Origin of the sequence: Sphingobacterium sp. BIGb0165 (genome assembly GCF_024810095.1) — a bacterium.
Taxonomy (GTDB): domain Bacteria; phylum Bacteroidota; class Bacteroidia; order Sphingobacteriales; family Sphingobacteriaceae; genus Sphingobacterium; species Sphingobacterium detergens.
This window is the reverse complement of the sequence record NZ_JANUEB010000010.1, coordinates 66,177-86,178: the sequence shown is the minus strand read 5'-3', so window position 1 is coordinate 86,178 and position 20,002 is coordinate 66,177. Positions and strand designations below refer to the sequence as shown.

The following is a 20,002-nucleotide window of genomic DNA, read 5'->3' as shown; positions in this document are numbered from 1 at the left end:
AACTCTTAAAATAGGATATCAAGGTACAACTCACTTTTACGGCCCTCTACTCCCGGTGTAAAATCCTTTGGCACCTCGGTACCACGGATCACTTTTCCATCTGGATTCAACAAGATGAAATTTAACGTCCAGTTGCCGGTCATTGTATAATTTACAATACCGTGATATAAACCATCCGCTTCCTGTATCAAATCTTTATTATTAGGAGACGAGTGATTGCCCATAGACGGTTCAGGCATACGTGGGTCTAACTTCAGTGTATAACGATCGACTTGCGAATAGGAAAACTGCAATTGATCAGCGATGCTCTTCGATGAAGAATCAAGTGGCTTATTCAATTTATAGATACCAGCGACCAATTTATTTTCAGCAACATTAGGTTTCTTTGGGGAAACCAATGCTATGACATATTGCTCATCATCTTTCCCTGTGAACATAGTCATATTCAGATTTTTATTGGTTTGTTGTCGGACCAATACTTCTTTTATCACAGAGAAATTTTGACTGCCAACTGTAAAATTGACATTGATTTCCCAACTGCCCTCCGCACCACTTTCGCTGGTAAAAACTGTATACCCCGAGAAATACTTATCGTCCGATTTATAACTGAAATTATACTGATTTGGACATGATCTTTTCTCTCCTGAAACAGCAGTCTGAATTGGCAAAAATGTAACGCTGGACACTTCCAGAGGAGTATTCGTTTGCGTGTTCTTGATTCTCACGCGGATATCATTATAACCGCGATACAATACGCCATTCAACGCCTCGATGTTAATCGTGTAACCAGCGCTTACAAAGTTTGTAACCTCTTTAAATTCAACACCTTCTTCAACAACTTCCCCTCTTTCGGCTTCATAATTTGTTTTTCCCTTGGTACATGACCCGAGAAATACACATGTTATAGCAACATAAAAAACTATTGTTTTTATCAATATACTTACCTTCATAAAAATACCATCTTAGCTTAGTTAACAGGAGACTAATCTTAGTGTAGGATAAGTATAGTTAGAAGACGACAAAAACGACGACAGAAAAGTGTACCCAACAAAAAGGGATAACGAGACATATCCTATTCGTAGAATCTTCTACATTAACTGAAACCCGACATCTAAAAATCCGAGAACCTGTTCAAATAAAGTTTCCACCCGTTTAAATTTTTTATTCAGTTGTGACGAAGCGATCAGATTTATTCATCGAGCGTATATTTTAAGCGGCATTCATGCGCTCGCTTTGCTCGGTTATTCGTTGCCTTATAAGATTGAATAAATCATGATGGTTTCATCGGAATAAACTATTCCTTAAACACGATGAAGTGAACATGAGGAATTATTTGTCGCTCTAAGTGAACAACAAAAAACTCATGATAAATTCTAAAAATGGATTTAAACTAACGGGGGGTGGAAAATGGTAAAAATAGGTCTGTAAGAATAATTTTCGTTGTATTCAGGGAACAAGCGCTCCGCTACATCTTCTTGAAATAAAGAAGAGACCTTAAAGTCAAAATTTTGGGAATTATTGATAAAAACGACGTCGATAATACGTGATTCAAGGTTCTTTTGCTCCTTTTCTTCGTGTTCACGCATTTTCTTCATTAGGATACATTGTCCTCTACACGAAAGGGCGTTCTCATTGAAACGGTTGATACATTCATAGCGTGCAATGTAATCTCGATTCAGTTCAAAGATGGACCACAGCCATACCGTTGAGAAGCTTTGGAGGAGCATCAAAGGCAATAAAATCCATATGAACTGTCTAGCTTTCATCTTGTGAGTTCGGCAAATATATAAATGAATCCTTGATTAAACAAATTCAATAGGAACAATATAGTCCCCAGGTAAAGTTTTACCCGGGGACTGAAAAATCAAAAAACAGATTATTTTGGTACAACTGTAAGCACGGCTTTTTTATTACCGGCTGTTAAATCTAATGTGAATGTATACGTTTTGCCAGCTTCTAGCATTTTACCAGTTTTGATACCCAAATTTCCGGAATCACGTCCATTTTTACCATCACCAACAAAAACTAAATCACTTGAGGTTGTAACATCCGTACCACCAAATTCTCCACCCCAGCCCTTCTGATGGAAAAACTTAAAATTGATATTATCGGTATTGATAGACTCGCCTGCTCTAAATGTAATTTGGTACTTTTTATTACCCAATGGAGCTAAACAGAGTGCTTTATCTGTATTCCAGCCCACCTGATTACTGGATACTTTTGGTTTTCCAACGCCTTCTCCAATAATCCATACAGCTCCAGTACCATCTTCCTGCAATTTAGCAAGGTCATTTCCCGCCATTGCTTCAACGACAAAATACTTTAGCGCGAAGTCAGCTGTAATCCGGTATTTTCCGTTAACACCATTAAAAGTAATGGCCCCATCAGCTGATTGGCTGAAGAAATCCGGATCAATCCACCAATCTTTCAAATCTTCGATACCATCTATCGTGACCGAATTACCTTTGGTCATATTCAGCTCCGCTCTAAAATGTGTATCATCAAGACGGCTAAAAACCGTACCATCGATCGCGTAGGCTATAATAAAAGGTGATGCCTGATAAGTCAACGTATTCAATGCGATACTATACACACCAGAGGTCGAATTTGAGAAAGGAATATCCAATGTGGATCCGAGCGTAATGGCATTATTGACCCATCCAAAATTCATGCTATTTCCCTGCTCACCAACCTTTGGCGCTTGAATATATCCTTTTACAGAAAACGGAAAATTCTCTTTGGCCGCATATTGATTTCGACCTGTTTTCTCCATCCGATAGGACTTTGATTCAGTAACCAAAGTGAGGTAAGGAAAGTCAGGACGGCTTAAGTCTATATCAAAAGACTGTTCGGTCTTCTTCTGACTAATATTCTGCAAAACAAACTTAATGGTTGCTTTCCCATCTGGAATGTCTTTCAAAAAAGGGACATAAATTTTTCCACTATAGTCGCCATTTTCTTTTGTACGAATCGTCGTTTCGGTGACCTTATCGTCTGTAAAATATAATTGAGCTTTCAGCGTAGATAAAGCTACTTCGCTATCGGATACACTAACATTAAACACTAAGCTATCACCAAAATGAGCAGCAGAAATAGCTGATTTCAATTCTATTTTGGGATCACCAATTTGATAGACATATTTTTCATCCTTTTTACAAGAACTTACCACAGCTATTGTTCCCAATAGTATATTGATGAGATATCTTTTCATAATCCCAATATTTAGTTTTTCCAACGATAAGAGACAACTGAATTTGCGGGAACCTCATAGCTAAAATGATTTTTACCATCTGCCAACGTGATTTTACGGTTGTCATTTGATTCATTTAATAACACCATAGCGTAGGTACCATCTGTATTTTGAAAGGCACTATAAACCAGCCCCTCTGCTGTATACCCTGTAGCACCAATTCGTGTCGCTCCGGACTTAACCACAGATGAAAGATGTCCTACAATATAATAATGCGAGTTGCGCGTGATGCTCTTATAATTTGATTTGCTAATATCGACAGCACCATAACAGGTTTGACAACCACCTTCGCGATTCGGTCCCTTATCAGTATCCAACATCAAATTCCAAACAATAACACCCTTGCTCCAGTTATTGACCGTTCCCAACGCCACTTCGCGCATATCTTCCATCAAACGCTTGTTAAGGTTACGCCCGTCATTCCATTCTCCGATAGATGTCTCTGTAAAGACCAGCTCCTTATCCGGGCGTTGATTATGAATATCGATGAGTTCCGCTTTATCTCCCCCATAGTTGTGATAAGCTGCTCCAGCAATAAAGGAAGCCGCCCCGGCATCATTATAGATTTTAACAGGATAATCTTCTTGATCAGCAATATTATCGTAATTATAATTATGGTCAAACGCGTAGATCTTCGTAGCAATACTTGCAGCCTTGAGCTGTGGGCCTAGAGATTGTTTAATAAATGCTTGTTGCTCTTGCCATGACATGTACATTGAAGCAGAATTTTTTCGATTCAATGGTTCATTTTGAACGGTAATTGAATAAATATTAATACCCTCCTTTTTCATGGTTTGAAGCCATTGTACAAAATACCAACCATAATCCTGATAGTATTTGGGATTTAATTGACCGCTAGTCCAAGAATCGAAAGGTTTTAAATCTGTCAGATTATTGACCTTCATCCATTTTGGCGGAGTCCATGGTGATCCCATAATTTTGACGTTTGGATTGATAGCCAGTATTTCTTTCAACACAGGAATGACATATTGCGTTTCCTCTGACTGCAATCCAAAATTTTCCTTTCCTTCTTTGTCCCAACACGTATACTCGCTCAATGAAAAATCAGAACATCCGATAGCAATACGAATATAGTTCATGCCCATACCATCTTTATCGGAGAAAGTCTCCGTAAGAAATTTCGTCCGATCTTCCTTACTCATTTTCATCAGATTATAACAGGTAGAACCGGTAATAGCTGCACCAAATCCGTCCATTGTCTGAAACTTCTGAGCGGGATTTAAGGTAATTGTGTTGGGCGACATATTAAACTTTGTACTAAAATCGACATATTTTTTTGTCAGATCATAGGCACGGTTTGTATTAGTCATCACAATAGTGACATCGCCAGATTTTTTGATATCGTCACCTTGTGAGGGTGTGAAGCTATCACGGTTACAAGATGTTGCCGTGATCAAACAGGACAACAAGAATGTATATATCATAGTGTTATTATTACGTTTCATAAACAATTAAAATAATTAGTATCCTGGATTCTGAACTAAGTTAGGATTCTGGTCAATTTTAGGCTGTGGAATCGGCAGACGGTAGGAATTCTTTGTAAACGGATATACCTGTGCCTTTCTTCCTGAGTCTTTCGCATACACGGCATTCATGACAGTTTCCACCTTATCCAAACGAACTAGATCAAACCAACGCTGTCCCTCGAAGGCTAATTCCAGACGACGTTCTTTCAGGTATGCCTCCAATAACGCATCTTTATTGGACCGAATTCCTGCAGGCAATTTGGGTAATTTTACACGTGTACGGATCTTATCAATAATGTCAGCTGCACCGGAAAGATTTGACCCCAATTGGATCATGGCTTCAGCCTTTAGCAATAAAATATCGGCATACCGTAACTTGATGATACTGCTCATGCCCGAACGCAATTTAAACATAAAAGGATAATGGCTCGATGGGTAATAGTTGCTCCAGGTTGTTGTATAGTAAACAATCGCTTGCTCCATCCGAATTTGGTCTGCCTCATTCGTATATGCTTGTATCAAATCACGCGATGGTGTAACCCATTTGGCCCATGTAAATGCATTGTCGTAATTGGATAGATCGCGACCAAACATCCAGGTCGCCCAGTTTCCAGAGCCAGGCATAAATTGCGCCTCTAAAATTGATTCTTTTGTATTTCGTTGCGCTAAATCGGTCTTGGCCGCATTCACTTCATATAAATCTCCGTAATTAGGATTCAAATCAAATCCATCTCCAGCCAATGCATCTGCATACTGAATCACCTTATTATAATCTCTGAGTGGTTTTTCCGCATATAGCTTTACCAACATAGCCCGGGCGACAGATTTTGTAAACAAAGTTTTATTTGCATTGTTATTGACCGGGGCATCAACCAGGGCCTCCAAAAGATCCTTCTCAATCTGTTTATGCGCTTCCTCTTCTGTCGCTTGCTTGGGGAAGTATTCCGGGTATACCGCTTCGATATTTTCCGCGGTAATATCTTTACCTTGTGTTGTAATTACTGGAATGGATCCAAATATGCGCACCATATCAAACATCGCTAGTGCCCGAAAGATTTTACCCTGAGCCTTGTAGACTTTGATGTCAGCGTCACTAATCGATTTATCCGCAACACTATCCACATTGATTATTAAACGGTTGGCCCGCGCAATATCTTCCAGATAACGTGCCCAATCCCGATCAACAACCGAATTGGATCCCTCAATAGAATTATTCTCAAATGGTACAACTTCGGCACCTGTTGTTCCTGCGTACGCATTGTCAGCATGAGAATCGCCAATCAGCAATAAATCAAGGTACCAATGCTCTTGTCGATCTCGCATCTGTTGGTAAATCCCAGAAAGAAAATTATCAACCTCGCTTCTGTTTTTAAAGACGATCTGTGTTCCATTTTCAGTTTTACCTTGACTCACATCTGTATAGCTGTCCAGAGGATCACGATTTAGCGAGCAGGATGCCAGCAACAAGCCTGTTATGAACAAAGGTAAAACATATTTAATATTTGTTTTTTTCATCACATTTCAATTAAAATTCAACATTTACACCAAGTACAAAAGATCTATTTTGTGGATATGTCCCCCAATCGAGACCTTGTACTCTTCCCGAGTTCCCCCACTGGTTTACCTCCGGATCCATGCCTGAATATTTAGTTAGCGTAAATAGGTTGCTTGCTGAAAAATAAGGTTGAATCTTTTGAATTCCAATCTTTTTCAAACGTTCAGGTGCGATAGAATAACCCAATGAAATATTTTTCACGCGCAAATAACTTCCATCTTCCACAAAATAAGATGAGTTTTTGATATCAAAGCCTGCTTTGGGCACATCTGTAATCTGCCCCGGAACGCGCCAACGATCGAGTACAACTGTCGTTTGGTTACGACCATCATACATGCCCTCTGTTTCCATTCTGCTTGCATTGAAAATATCATTACCGTAAGTGCCCTGAAGAAATATACTTAAGTCAAAATTTTTCCAGGAAAAACTATTTGTCAATCCATATACAAATTTTGGATTGGGATCTCCAATATAGGTCAGGTCGGAAGGAGATGTTTTGCCATCACCATTGAGATCTCTATACATCAATTCACCTGTCTCCGGATTTACACCATCAGAAATATAACCATAAAATCCACCTAAAGGCCTTCCAGGTTCATTCCTAACGACCGTTGCATTGACTAGATTATTTGTAACCGCATCATTATAGATTTTTGTAAAAACGAGCTTATCCAGACGGTTCTTATTAAACGAAATATTGAAATCCGTATTCCATGTAAAATCGCCTGTTAGATTCTTGGAGTTGATCCCGATCTCAAATCCTTTATTGGTCATTTCACCCTCATTCCGTTTAATTGTGCTCGCCGAGGAAGACCCCGTAGGCAAGCTCACTTCCATTAACATATCTGTTGTTTTTTTATGGTAGTAATCTAAGGTCAGGTTCAATCGATTATTTAATGTAGAAAAATCTATCCCCACGTTCGCTTGGGTCGTTGTTTCCCATTTTAAATCTGTCGCTCGCAAGGTAGTCGAATTCCCAATATTTGGTGGAGAATATTGATATTTGTCTTCAAACCAAGGTAAACGCTGAATCACATTGAATGAAAGATAAGAATAGTCCCCCAATCCGGATTGATTCCCGGTCTGGCCCCATCCCCCGCGTATTTTAAAGTCATTGATCCAATCCACGTCCTTCATAAAATCCTCCGCAGATAAACGCCATGCTGCCGATACCGAAGGGAAATATCCCCATCGACCAGAAGGGCTTAATTTTGATGATCCATCCGCACGCATATTTGCTGTTACAAGATATTTTCCATCGTAATTGTACATCGCACGGGCAAAATAGGATAGGATGGCCCAATTGGATGCCCCGGACCCAGTGCCGTTCCATGAAATCTTGTTTGCCGCATTGAGCGTCTGTATGATGCCATTAGCATAATTGGAACCATAAATATAACTATTGGAATATTTGGAATCTGTCCAGGATGACCCTGCCATTGCCTCTAAGCTATGTTTTCCAAAGCTTCTGCTGTAAGTCAGCACATTATCCCAAGTCAATACCGTATTTGTGTTACGAGCGTCAGATGCCTCTCCAAACTGATTTCTACCCTGCTGCGTAATCCAGGGATCTAAAAACGTTGTCAGTACACCCGATCGTCTGTCCATTGAAAAAGAGGACTTCCAGGTTAAATTGGGCATAAAAGATATCAATACACTTCCTGTTGCCAATAATCTATTCTCCCGATTATTGTTATTCTTGGTTCGTTCGAGATTTTCTAAAGGGCTGTTTATATTTAGCCCATTGAAATTGGTATTGTATCGATCAGGAAATAGAGGATCCCATATTGCTGCATAAGTTGGCGTATTAATGATCGAAGTAACCACTCCGCCACGATTAGATCCGTTGCCCGAGATAATCCCGTTGGTATTGTAATCCGCATAAGATAAATTGGCATTAACCTTCATCCATCTTTTTACTTGATTGTCTATATTCGCTTTGAAGTTATAACGTCTAAAGAATGACCCCTGCAGTGTGCCTTTTTCTGTCAGATAGCCCCCACCCAAATAATAGCGTAATTTCTCATTACCATCGGAGATTGATAACTGGTAATTCTGTTGAACTCCGGTTTTATAGGTTTCCTTAAACCAGTCTGTTTGATCAGTAAGCCCTTCTGGCAGCTTAACATAACCGGTCTCCTCCATCAAATCCTTGTATTGTGCAGTATTCAGGACTTTTACGGTATTATTAACCACATTTGCTGTAGCTTGCGCTCCTAAGGTAATTTTAGCTTCCCCTGCTTTCCCGGATTTTGTGGTCACGAGAATAACACCATTTGCTCCGCGCGAACCATAAATAGCTGCAGAAGAAGCATCCTTTAAAATCTGAATGTCCGTAATATCACTTGGCGATAAAAATTTGATGTCCTCAACAGGTAATCCATCGACAACATAAAGAGGGTCGTTTGAACCATTAAATGAGGTTGTACCCCGGACTTTAATTGACATCTCACCACCGGGTGCTCCATTGGGTTGGATCACAGATACACCTGCTGCCTTCCCTTGTATGGCCTGCCCCAAACTTACTACCGGTCTCTTTTCCAGATCTTTTGTCGATACCGACGAAATTGCGGTGGTTACGTCCTTCCGTTTTACGGCACCATAACCGATCACAATAACGTCTTCAAGTACATTCGTTGAAGAGCTCAGCTGAACAGTCATTGTACTATTAGCGGGCAATTCTTTATTGTCGTAGCCAACAAAACTAAATTGAAGAATACTACCTTGAACAGCTGAAATTTGAAAACGCCCATCTCCGTTACTGGAGACTGCATTACTGGTACCTTTCTGTGTAATTGTTACGCCAGTGAGTGGTTTCTGATCTTGGGCATCAAGCACCCGTCCACTGACCTGAATACGGTCTTGTGCAAACACCGAATTCAGCCAGGTACACAAGAAAATCAGCCCTATTGAAAAGGTTACTTTTCGAGTAAAGTAAATCATATGAAATAAAAAAATTGGTTATTGTTTTGTCTTTGGTTATTCCAAACTAGCGAGGAGTTTCCCCTGCTCCTTCGCTCAAAACAAAACTAGCAGGACCTAAACAGGAAAAAAAGCAGCGGTACTTAAAAAGTACCTATCAAAAAACACAAAATACTAGAAAACAATAAATTATAAAAACAAAAACAAGATAAAAAGTACTAAGAAGAGATCGAATACAGGCTTATACTATTTATTATTCGGTATTTATCAGTGGATATTAAGGTCGATCAATAGTTGCAATTTGACAAACAGAAGCCTCAAAGGCATCGCGATGACCAGCTGCTTTGTTACGTACCTTGGTCCTATAGTTATAAACCGTACGAAGGGAATATCGAAGAAAACTAGCGATCTTAACCGAGTCATCTATTCCTAGACGAATTAGGGCAAAAATACGCAGTTCTGTATTGAGCAATTCGTTTTTCTTCGGATATATCTTCTCGTCCTCCTGAAGAAGGGCATTAAATTCATCAACAAACGTTGGATAAAGGTTCAAAAAGATCCGATCAAAATTGATATAGAGTTGTTGTATCTCCCTTTCCTCCATCTGTGTCGATTTCAATTGCTCCCGGATTGCTTCCCACTGGTGATTGGATGCCTTTTTCAGCAATGCTTTCCGTATATCCTCCATTTTGTCAATATAACTTGAACACATATCAAAAAATTGCGCAATATACTCCTCTTTAATGTGGTTGGATTCTGAGAGTTTTAAATTCGTTTGATTGATTTCAGTATTCAACGACCGCAACTGCTGATTGGTTCCTGACAATTCCGATCTGATCCTCCGCAAATGCTTGACTTGACGATAGATTACAATCAAGCCGATAATTACACCGACCAACAAAATACTGACTACAACAACCAAGGCGGTCAATTGCTTATTCTGACTATTAATTTTCTGTTGGTATGCAGCATTAATGATCGGGTAGGAAGAAGTGCCTTCAATAATCCGATAACGTACTTTACACAACATCGCATCATCAATCGTTTTTTCAATATAGCGAAAGGCACGATCAAAATCCTGTTTATCATAGTAAGCTAGTGCTAAATCATGAAATGACGCATTGTCTCGATTTGCCATCTCAATATCCGCACTCGCTGAAACAGCCAGATAATAAAGTTGACTGGCCGTATTTTTTTCGTATTTATAGATCAAGCTAATAAAATAGGACAATAAGGCACGCTGCTCCAAGTCTTTCTGATTTTCGGTCCAAAGCTTGAAAAACTGTTTTTTCGCATCTTCCCGACTGCCATTAAATAAGGTCTTTATCGCAATGGTCGTCCGATATTCCAATGAAGATTTCGGTAAAACCTGTAATAGTGAATCTCGATAGCGTTCACTTGCCTGATAATATTCCTGACGGTTGTTACTTTGTCCATAATGACTATAAAATGAACTATAGGTATCGTAATATTTGGCTAAAAGTTTGGTAGCAAGGCCCGCGGGGCTAATTTGGTTCAACAATTTTGATGCTTCAATATAACGTCCAATCGTCGAATAAACCCAGGCTAAATCTAATTGAATAACTGTATGAAGTGAATCATTGTTGGCTGGAGCTAACTTTTGGCAAAGCGTGATATAGGTAAGTGCAGCATCGGAATCGAACTTTTTATAGTTCTCAAAAATTTCATAATTCTTCTCAAAAAAACGGATTTGGTCGGCTTCAAGTGCTTTCGCCTCTTGTTTTAGTTTATCCAATTTGTCTTCCCGATTTTTAACATACATCTTCTGATTTTCCATTAGATATTCTAACCGTTGAAAAATCTTGGTACTATCCGAATAGTCCTGTGCAGTTAATAAAAAACTTAAATGAAATAGAAAAATGAAAACAAAAATGCGTTGCAACATAATAAAGTCAGGTTCAACATAGTCAAAGCTAAACTACATAAAAATAACAATAAAAAAGAGGACATCTCACGACGGCCTCTTTCCCTGACCCTTTTTTTGGGGTCTAAGAATTAACAAATTAATTCTTTATCGCATGAAAAATAGTTTTCCTAATTAGCTGAACATCGGGTTTATTTCCACCCTCCTCCCAAAGCTTTATAAAGTAAAATCTGGTTCAAGGTATTTTCTTTCTCCAGTTCAACTTTTCCAATCTGGGCTTCCAAGGATTCTTTTTGCGCTGTAACCACATCCAGCGATGTCACACGCCCAGCAATAAAAAGCTCTTGTGCTGCTTCAATGGAAAGGTCCAAGGCTTTTACATGTTCGTCCACAAATGTTCTACGTCTACTGATTGCCTCTTGGGTCATAATGACATTAGAAACTTCGTTATAAGCATTCACAACAGATTTTTCATAGTCTAAAAAAGCAATTCCGTAATCGGCTTTTGCAACTTCATACTGTGTTTTCAATTGTCTCTGATTTAATATAGGCAGCGTGATACCACCAAATAAATTATAGGCAATAGATTTGTCCAAATTAAACAACTTGTTGAAACTGAAACTCTGCAAACCGACAAAGGGGCTAATCGCCACCGAAGGTAAAAAAGCCAGTCGTGATGCTTCCTGATTGTTTGATGATGCCATCATCTTCAGGTATGCTGTTTTAATATCCGGACGCTGATTAACCAAATCGTCTGGCGTCCCGAAGGTCATCGCATGGTAGAGATTTGTGTTCTCAACATATTCACTGCGCTTGATCGGTTGATAATACCGTCCCAGCAATCCGTTGATATGATGTTCCCATAGCGCAATCTCCTGACTTAATTTTTCCTGAGCAGATTTTGAATTTGCCAATAGTGCTTTGAATTGCTGAACGGACAGTTCCGTAGCATAACCGGCATCTTTTTTTACCTCCACCACTTCAAGGGCATTCGTATGCAGTTCAATATTGCGATTATACACCTTGATCTTTTGATCCAAGGCCATTAACTCATAATAGGCTGTTGCAATGTTGGACACCAATTCCGTTTCCAACAAACGCTTTCCTTCCTGTTCAGCCAAAAAACCAAAATAAGCAGCTTGCTTCTGGCTTTTTAATTTACCCCATAGATCAATTTCCCAAGATGAACGAAGTCCAATAAAATAATCCGGGATAAATGGCTCTGGCAGTTTTTCATCATTTTTCAAATTACTCGAAAAATTTGAATCATAGTTACCAATACCCGATTCCGTGTAGTGTCCATATTTGCGAATCCCACCCTCAACAGCTGCTTCTAGAGTAGGGCCCAATGCAGCCTTCCGCTGTTTAAAATAAGCTTGCGCCGACTCTAACCGTAAGATCGATTGACGAATATCAATATTATGCTGTAATGCGGAATCAATCAATGCAACTAAAAGTGGATCCTTAAAAATCTCGCGCCAGGACCGATTCCCTACATTTACGCTATCAACAGCTGTCCTTTCTGAAAATGCTGTCGGTATGGCGATTTTCTCGGGTTGTGCCGCCTTCTTGGGGACAGAACAGCTACCAAAAAGAATAAGCGCAGCGATCACTAACGAAGTATGCTTAATAACCTGTTTTTTATTCTCTTTTTTTGAAAATAAGATAACCAGCCCCGGGATAACTATAACGCCTAATATCGTCCCGATAAGCATCCCACCGACTGCAGCTGTACCAATACTCCGATTCCCCAAAGCACCAGCGCCACTAGCCATCATCAATGGAATCAATCCAGCAATAAATGCGAAAGAAGTCATCAAAATAGGACGTAAACGTGCGACAGCCCCCTCAATTGAAGCAGTCACAATATCCATTCCCTGCTTATATTTCAAATTGGCATATTCCACAATTAGGATCGCATTTTTACCCAAAAGACCGATCAGCATGACTAGCGCGACCTGAGCATAAATATTGTTTTCCAAGCCAAATATTTTCAGGAAAATAAAGGCGCCAAAAATTCCGGCAGGTAAACAGAGGAGAACTGGTAATGGTAATAAAAAGCTTTCGTACTGAGCACACAACAACAGGTAAACAAAGAGTAAACAGAGCGCAAAAATATACAGGGCCTGATTTCCTGAAATCTTCTGTTCACGCGTCATCCCGGACCATTCGATACTGTAACCCTGTGGCAAAGAAGATGCAATCTTTTCAACTTCCTCGATCGCCTGCCCTGAACTAAATCCAGGAGAAGACTGACCTGTCACCATTGCTGAGCTAAACATATTATAACGGGTAATCTGCTCTGGACCATAAATACGCTCCATGGAAATAAAAGCGTTATAAGGTACCATCTCTCCCGTTTCATTCTTTACATATAGACGGAGTACATCCTCAGGCCGCTGGCGATACTCAGGTCCTGCCTGTACCATTACCTTATACATTTGCCCGTAACGGATGAAATTTGTTGCATAGAGACTCCCCATCAAGGTTTGTAGGGTATTCATTGCATTTTCTACCGATATGCCCTTCTTTGCAGCCATATCATAGTCTACTTTCAGCATATACTGCGGAAAGTTAACATCAAAACTGGAACTGATATCCTGAATGACTTCACTTTTCTCCATATCCGCCATAAATTTCTGCAATACCTCCGCCGTCTTATTGAGATCTTCATTACCGCTACGGTCCAACAACCGTAATTCAAAGCCTGAAGAGTTACCAAATCCCGGAACTGTCGGTGGAGGGAAGAAATCAATCTGCCCATCTACAAAATCCTTTGTTTTCTCCCGCAATTCCTTGATTACATCATCGACCGTCTGATCTCTTTCTTTCCAAGGTTTAAGGTTAATCATCCCCATCCCATAAGATGCACCGGAGACCTCTGTAACGATACTATATCCCGATAAGGTTGAAACTGTTTCGACAATATCCAACTTGCGTGCAACGGAATCAATCTTATCCAATACGCGCTCGGTACGATCTACTGTTGCCCCCGGAGGTGTAGTTACCGAGACATAGATCATACCTTGATCTTCTGTTGGAATAAAACCCGATGGCAATATTGCACTGCTTCCCCAAGTAGCAACAAAGAATCCACCCAACAATAGTAGTGTGAGTCCGCGTCTAGCACTTGTTTTCATCAATATTCCTTTATATCCGAAAGCGGTTCGGTCGTAAATAGCATTGAATTGTTTAAAAAAACGATCCAACCAATTATTGGATGGTTTGCGATCATGTGGTGATTTTAAGAAAAGCGCACATAACGCAGGTGTCAACGTTAGGGCATTTATACCTGAAATCACGATAGCCGCGGCTAAAGTCAGCGAAAATTGCCTATAAAATATACCCACAGGGCCTGAAAGAAAGGCAACAGGAACGAAAACTGCCGACATCACCAACGTGATCGCCACTACAGCACCGCCAACTTCTTTCATGGCTTCTAAGGTCGCTTCCATGGGCTGTAGATGTTCTTCCTCCATCTTGGCGTAAACCGCTTCCACGACCACAATCCCGTTGTCGACCACAATTCCGATTGCCAATACCAAGGCAAATAGTGTTAACAAGTTGATTGAAAAGCCTAACATCTGCATGAAAAACAAGGCTCCAATCAGACATACCGGTACCGCCAGAATTGGAATAACAGTCGCTCTAAAATCCTGTAAAAAGATAAAAACTACGATAAAAACCAATAGAAATGCTTCCAACAGGGTCTTTATAACCGATGAAATAGACGCATCCAAGAAACGTGATACATCATAGCCCATGGTATAGGTCATACCCGCTGGAAACGAATTCTGCTTCAATTCAGCCATGCGATCTTTTACCCGTTGAATAACTTCTTGTGCGTTTGATCCTGGTAGCTGTTTTAACATGATAGACGCAGATGGGCGTCCGTCTGTTTTGGAGACCATTTCATAATCCAGAGAGCCAAATTCAACGTCTGCTACATCCTTGATACGAATGATCGAACCATTGGAATTTGCACGAATAGGCACATTGGCATATTCATCAATCTCTGTGAATTTTCCTGGATAACGCAAGACGTACTGTTGCATATTACGCATTTTGTCTGAGCTAATCCCAGTTTGCCCAGGTGCAGCCTCAATATTCTGTTTGCGCAAAGCCGCTACCACATCTTCGGCAGAGATATTATATGCCGCCATACGATCGGGTTTTACCCATACACGCATCGCATAATCACGCATGCCCATAATCTGGGCTAGCCCGACACCTTCGATACGCTTCAGTTCCTTCAAGATATTAATATCAGCAAAATTATAGATGAAACGTTCATCTGCAGTTTCATCGTCAGTAAAGACATTCAGGTACATCAACATTGAGTTGACTTCCTTTTCTGTCGTTACCCCAGCTTTAATAACCTCCTCAGGCAATTCATCCAATACAGTCGTTACCCTGTTCTGAACATTGACCGCAGCAATATCCGGGTCCGTTCCTACCTCAAAGAAAATCTGTATCACCGTACTTCCGTTATTAGTAGATACGGAGTTCATATAGGTCATCCCTGCAACACCATTGATCGCCTTTTCCAATGGAATAGCGACAGCATTAGTACTTACTTCGGCATTCGCACCAGTATAGTTGGCATTCACAACCACCGACGGCGGTACAATATCCGGAAATTGCGTAATCGGCAACGTAAATAATGCCAGTAAGCCTAAGAGTGTAATAAAAACCGATATTACAAGCGATAATATGGGCCTTTTTATAAATGTTTCAAACATAATTTATCCTCCGCTACAGCTTCCTCAATTTTGGATTAATTTTCATTCCATTACGCAAATTTTGCACGCCTTCATAAACCACTTTAACATTTGGATCAAGGCCTCCCTCAACAATGTAATAATGGCCTACACGAGGACCAGCAACAAAAGGTGTCATCTTGACCGTACTATCGGCCTGCATGGTATAAACATAAGTCTTGTCCTGTATCTCGAATACCGATTTCTGATGTACAAATGCATGTTCTCCAGTTTCCATCGGCACAGCAATCTTACCAGTAGCACCGTGCTTCAGGATATGTTCTTTATTTGGAAATTGCACCCGAAGGGCAATAGACCCCGTGTTTGCCTCAAATTCACTTTCGACAATATGCGCGACCCCTTCATGCGGGTATAAGGCCCCATTCGCCAAAATTAATTTCACCGTTTTACGAGTTTCCTTACCATTCATTTTATCTTGCATCATCGTCAGATATTCCCGTTCTGAAATATCAAAATAAACATTGACCTGGCTTAGATCAGAAATCGTCGTGATGAGGCTTCCCTCCGTCAGTAGCGAACCTTCCTTCAATAGAATCCGATCTATCCGGCCATCAAATGGTGCCTGGATAACCGTATAATCCAATCTCGTTTGGGCCTGGTTAACTAAAGCACGAGCTTCTTCAATTTTAGAATTAGCGGCCTTCAACTGAATTTTCAATAGATTATATTCCGAAGGACTCACAATATTTTTATCCACCAACTTTTGGGTTCTTTCCATCTCAAGCTTGATTTTTTGAGCTTCAGCAATGGAATTATCATATTGTGCTTTTGCTTTGGCAACCTCCGAGCGATACTCTTCGTTATCGTATCTGAATAAAATCTGACCTTTCTTTACCCAAGCACCCTCGTCCACATAGATTTTATCTAGAAACCCATTTAATTTGGATCGAATCTCAACATTTTTCAAGGCCTGAATATCTGCAATATATTCCTGATAGACAGTCGTATCCATTACAACAAGCGGTGTAATGGGTATATTCTTAATTTCTTCTTTTTGCTCGGCATTAGCATTGGAGGAGCTGCAAGAAGCCAGCATCCCTACCGTACCCAATAATAGGCACAGTGCAAATAATTTCTTCATAAAAACGATAAAAAATAAAATGTAAAACTAGATGGGAGCTACAATAATATTGTATAGGAAGATACCAGAGCTACTGCCCCTGGACACCAGAAAAAATAAAAAACACTATTATTTTATAGACTCCAATAGAAAAGTATAGGAGAATCCTTAGAAAGGCCGGAATCTATATAAAAATTGATAATATCCTGGTCGACAAATAGTTTTCGACCGATAAAATGGATGTATTTTATCCTTGGAAAAGCATAATGCAGTAAATACTATCCCAAAAACAAATATGAAAATGGATAGTACCTGACTATTGACAGAAAATATACGATAGTCGTCCTGCAATAGGACTTTCTCTTCTTGTGAAGAATGAATAGGTTCTAAATCCAATACATCATCCAGAAAATACTCCACCATTGTTTCTCCCGCATGCAGCACTTGCCCCGTCGTCGATGAGAATGACTCATACGTCAAGAGATTGAGATACGCAAAGAGTGTTAAAAGATGAAATAATTTACCTAACATATCGAATTTTCGAATCACAAAGGTATGACTTTAAATAGCCAAGATTATTTTATTCGTGTAAAAAAACCATGACAGCAAATAGATTGATCATCATGGTTTTTTTATGGTTCACTTTTTTAAGTGAATTGTACCTGTGATTTTTTTATACTATTTAATTTATTTCCTGATCTTTCGTACTAAAACTTTTCGTTACTGAAAGAATATGGAGCATCGTCCTTCTTGATTCCTCTATTTTTATTCGGTTCTGTACTCATTTTAAATTCCAGATTTGCTCCTTTTAGGAGATCCGAATAGCGAATATAGTTTTTCTCATAAGTTTTTCCATTCCAGGAAAGCTGATTCACATAGACCTGATCGACACTTTCCTGTTTCGCATGAATACGGACCTCTTTCCCACTTTCGAGTTTTAAGGTAACCTTATCAAACTGAGGCGAACCAATAACATATTCTCCTGATCCGGGTGAAACAGGATAAAATCCCAATGATGAAAACACATACCAAGCAGAAGTCTGTCCATTATCTTCATCACCACAGTAACCATCTGGTGTCGGAAGATACAGTTTATCCATAATCTTACGGACCCAATATTGTGCCTTCCATGGTTCTGCGGCATAGTTATAAAGGTAAGGCATATGTTGAATCGGCTGATTACCATGCGCATATTGCCCCATATTCATCACCTGCATTTCACGCATCTCGTGGATCATACTACGACTTTTCATTCCTTCATAACTTGGGATAACAAAAACCGTATCCAACATGGAAACGAAAGATTTATTTCCGCCCATCAAGTCTATTAGTCCCTGGGGATCATGAAATACACAAAAACTCCAATGCCATGCATTACCCTCAGTATATTCACGAGACCAAGCGCTTGGGTCAAAATTCGCAACAAAAGAACCATCCGCTTTTTTACCACGCATCAACTTTGTCGTTGGGTCAAAAAGATTTTTGTAATTCATCGCCCGTTGCGCATAAATAGCTGTTTCAGATTTTGGTTTACCTAAGGTCTTTCCAAATTCATAAATACACCAATCGTTATAGGCATATTCCAGGGAGCGAGCCACGTTCTGGTCAACTTTTACATCTGCTGGAATATAACCTAGTTTATTATAGTACTCATGGCCAAAACGTCCAGTAGAAGAATGTTTAGGATACGCATTATTTGCCCCATGTTTCAGAGCCTCCCAAAGGATCTCTTTATCATAACCTGTTCGATTGGTGACCAAAGCGTCCGCTACTACCGATGCAGAATTATTACCAATCATAGACGCACGATGCCCCGGTGAAGACCATTCTGGCAGATATCCACTTTCCTTGTAGGCATTCACTAAGCCCTCCTGCATGCGATCATTTATAGATGGATAGAGCAAGTTCAAAAGTGGAAATAAACTTCTGAATGTATCCCAAAAACCTGTATCTGTGAACATTTCGCCAGGTAAGACCTGGCCGTTGTAAGGGCTATAATGAATTCGTCTTCCTGAACCATCAATTTCGGAGAAATCTCGTGGGAATAATGTTGAACGGTAGAGACAGGAATAAAATGTACGCAAACGATCCACGTTTTTATCCTCTACCTGAACACGCCCCAATACCTCATTCCATTGTTGTTTACCTTCATCTGCGACCTGCTCAAATGTTTTAGACTTCACTTCATTGAGATTAAGCTCCGCTTGTTCAAAACTAATAAAGGAGGAAGCAACCTTTGCCATCACCTTCTCTCCTCTTTGTAAAGAAGGGAAGCCAATAATCGCTCCAGCATGATCATCCTGAATTTCCAATTCATTATCCTTGATATTGCCATTCCTTACACCGGCTTTATACGAAAAAGGTCGATCAAAAGTTATGACAAAATAATTCTTAAAATTATCTGGAACACCACCACTATTTTTGGTCGAATAACCGATAATTTTATTTTCTTGAGGAATAACCTTGATATACGATCCCTTATCAAAGGCATCAATAATCACATAAGCCTGTTCTGTTTTGGGAAAAGTAAATTGAAATACCGCAGCCCGTTGGGAAGGCGTAAGCTCAGTAGTGACATCATGATCTGCCAGGTAAACACTATAATAATAAGGTTTCACAACCTCGGCTTTATGGGAAAACCAGCTTGCCCGTTTTTCTTGATCAAACTGCGGTTTACCTGTCATGGGCATCAATGAAAACTGTCCATAATCGTTATTCCAAGGACTTGGTTGATGCGTTTGCTTAAATCCTTTGATCTTATCCGCAGTATAGGTATATACCCAACCGTCACCCATATTACCTGTCTGCGGTGTCCAGAAGTTCATTCCCCAAGGACGCGCGATGGCAGGATCGGTATTCCCATTCGACAGCTCGTATTTAGATTCTGTACCGATCAAGGGATTTACATAGTCTACGGGAGAAGATTGTTGCGCTAAACTTACATGAGACGCAAAAAGAAAAAGGATACCGCCTGTTATTTTTTTAATGTTAAACATAATTCTTGTTTTGGTTGAAGCCGTCCTAAAATTCATCAAAAAGCTAAAACGTATTAGTAAATATAA

11 protein-coding genes are annotated in these 20,002 nt (G+C 39.9%); all 11 read right to left on the bottom strand.

Annotated elements, in window-relative coordinates; all coding sequences use genetic code 11:
• Positions 1-5: 5 nt before the first annotated feature.
• Complete coding sequence (locus tag M2408_RS21855; RefSeq protein WP_259186620.1) at positions 6-950, bottom strand: FixH family protein; 945 nt, start codon at positions 948-950, stop codon at positions 6-8.
• Between the two features lie 435 nt (positions 951-1,385).
• Positions 1,386-1,766, bottom strand: a complete 381-nt coding sequence (locus M2408_RS21850) for a hypothetical protein (RefSeq protein ID WP_259186619.1) — start codon at positions 1,764-1,766, stop codon at positions 1,386-1,388.
• Positions 1,767-1,876: 110 nt separating this feature from the next.
• Positions 1,877-3,211: a DUF5125 domain-containing protein gene (locus M2408_RS21845; RefSeq protein WP_259186618.1), complete on the bottom strand. Its 1,335-nt coding sequence runs from the start codon at positions 3,209-3,211 to the stop codon at positions 1,877-1,879.
• Between the two features lie 11 nt (positions 3,212-3,222).
• On the bottom strand, positions 3,223-4,695 hold the full coding sequence (locus tag M2408_RS21840) for a glycoside hydrolase family 30 beta sandwich domain-containing protein (protein WP_259186616.1): 1,473 nt from the start codon (positions 4,693-4,695) through the stop codon (positions 3,223-3,225).
• A gap of 36 nt (positions 4,696-4,731) precedes the next feature.
• A complete protein-coding gene (locus M2408_RS21835; protein WP_259186615.1) occupies positions 4,732-6,252 on the bottom strand; it encodes a RagB/SusD family nutrient uptake outer membrane protein in 1,521 nt (506 codons plus the stop codon).
• 10 nt (positions 6,253-6,262) lie between these two features.
• Positions 6,263-9,235 carry a TonB-dependent receptor gene (locus M2408_RS21830; protein ID WP_259186614.1) on the bottom strand — a complete coding sequence of 991 codons (2,973 nt, stop codon included), beginning with the start codon at positions 9,233-9,235 and terminating at the stop codon, positions 6,263-6,265.
• A 256-nt stretch (positions 9,236-9,491) separates the two neighbouring features.
• Positions 9,492-11,012: a DUF6377 domain-containing protein gene (locus tag M2408_RS21825; RefSeq protein WP_259186613.1), complete on the bottom strand. Its 1,521-nt coding sequence runs from the start codon at positions 11,010-11,012 to the stop codon at positions 9,492-9,494.
• 278 nt (positions 11,013-11,290) lie between these two features.
• Positions 11,291-15,841 (bottom strand): efflux RND transporter permease subunit, encoded by a 4,551-nt coding sequence (locus M2408_RS21820; protein ID WP_259186612.1) that lies wholly within the window; start codon positions 15,839-15,841, stop codon positions 11,291-11,293.
• A 13-nt stretch (positions 15,842-15,854) separates the two neighbouring features.
• Positions 15,855-16,961 (bottom strand): efflux RND transporter periplasmic adaptor subunit, encoded by a 1,107-nt coding sequence (locus tag M2408_RS21815; protein ID WP_259186611.1) that lies wholly within the window; start codon positions 16,959-16,961, stop codon positions 15,855-15,857.
• A gap of 147 nt (positions 16,962-17,108) precedes the next feature.
• A complete protein-coding gene (locus M2408_RS21810) occupies positions 17,109-17,471 on the bottom strand; it encodes a hypothetical protein (RefSeq protein ID WP_259186610.1) in 363 nt (120 codons plus the stop codon).
• Positions 17,472-17,647: 176 nt separating this feature from the next.
• Complete coding sequence (locus tag M2408_RS21805; protein ID WP_259186609.1) at positions 17,648-19,936, bottom strand: GH92 family glycosyl hydrolase; 2,289 nt, start codon at positions 19,934-19,936, stop codon at positions 17,648-17,650.
• Positions 19,937-20,002 lie beyond the last annotated feature (66 nt).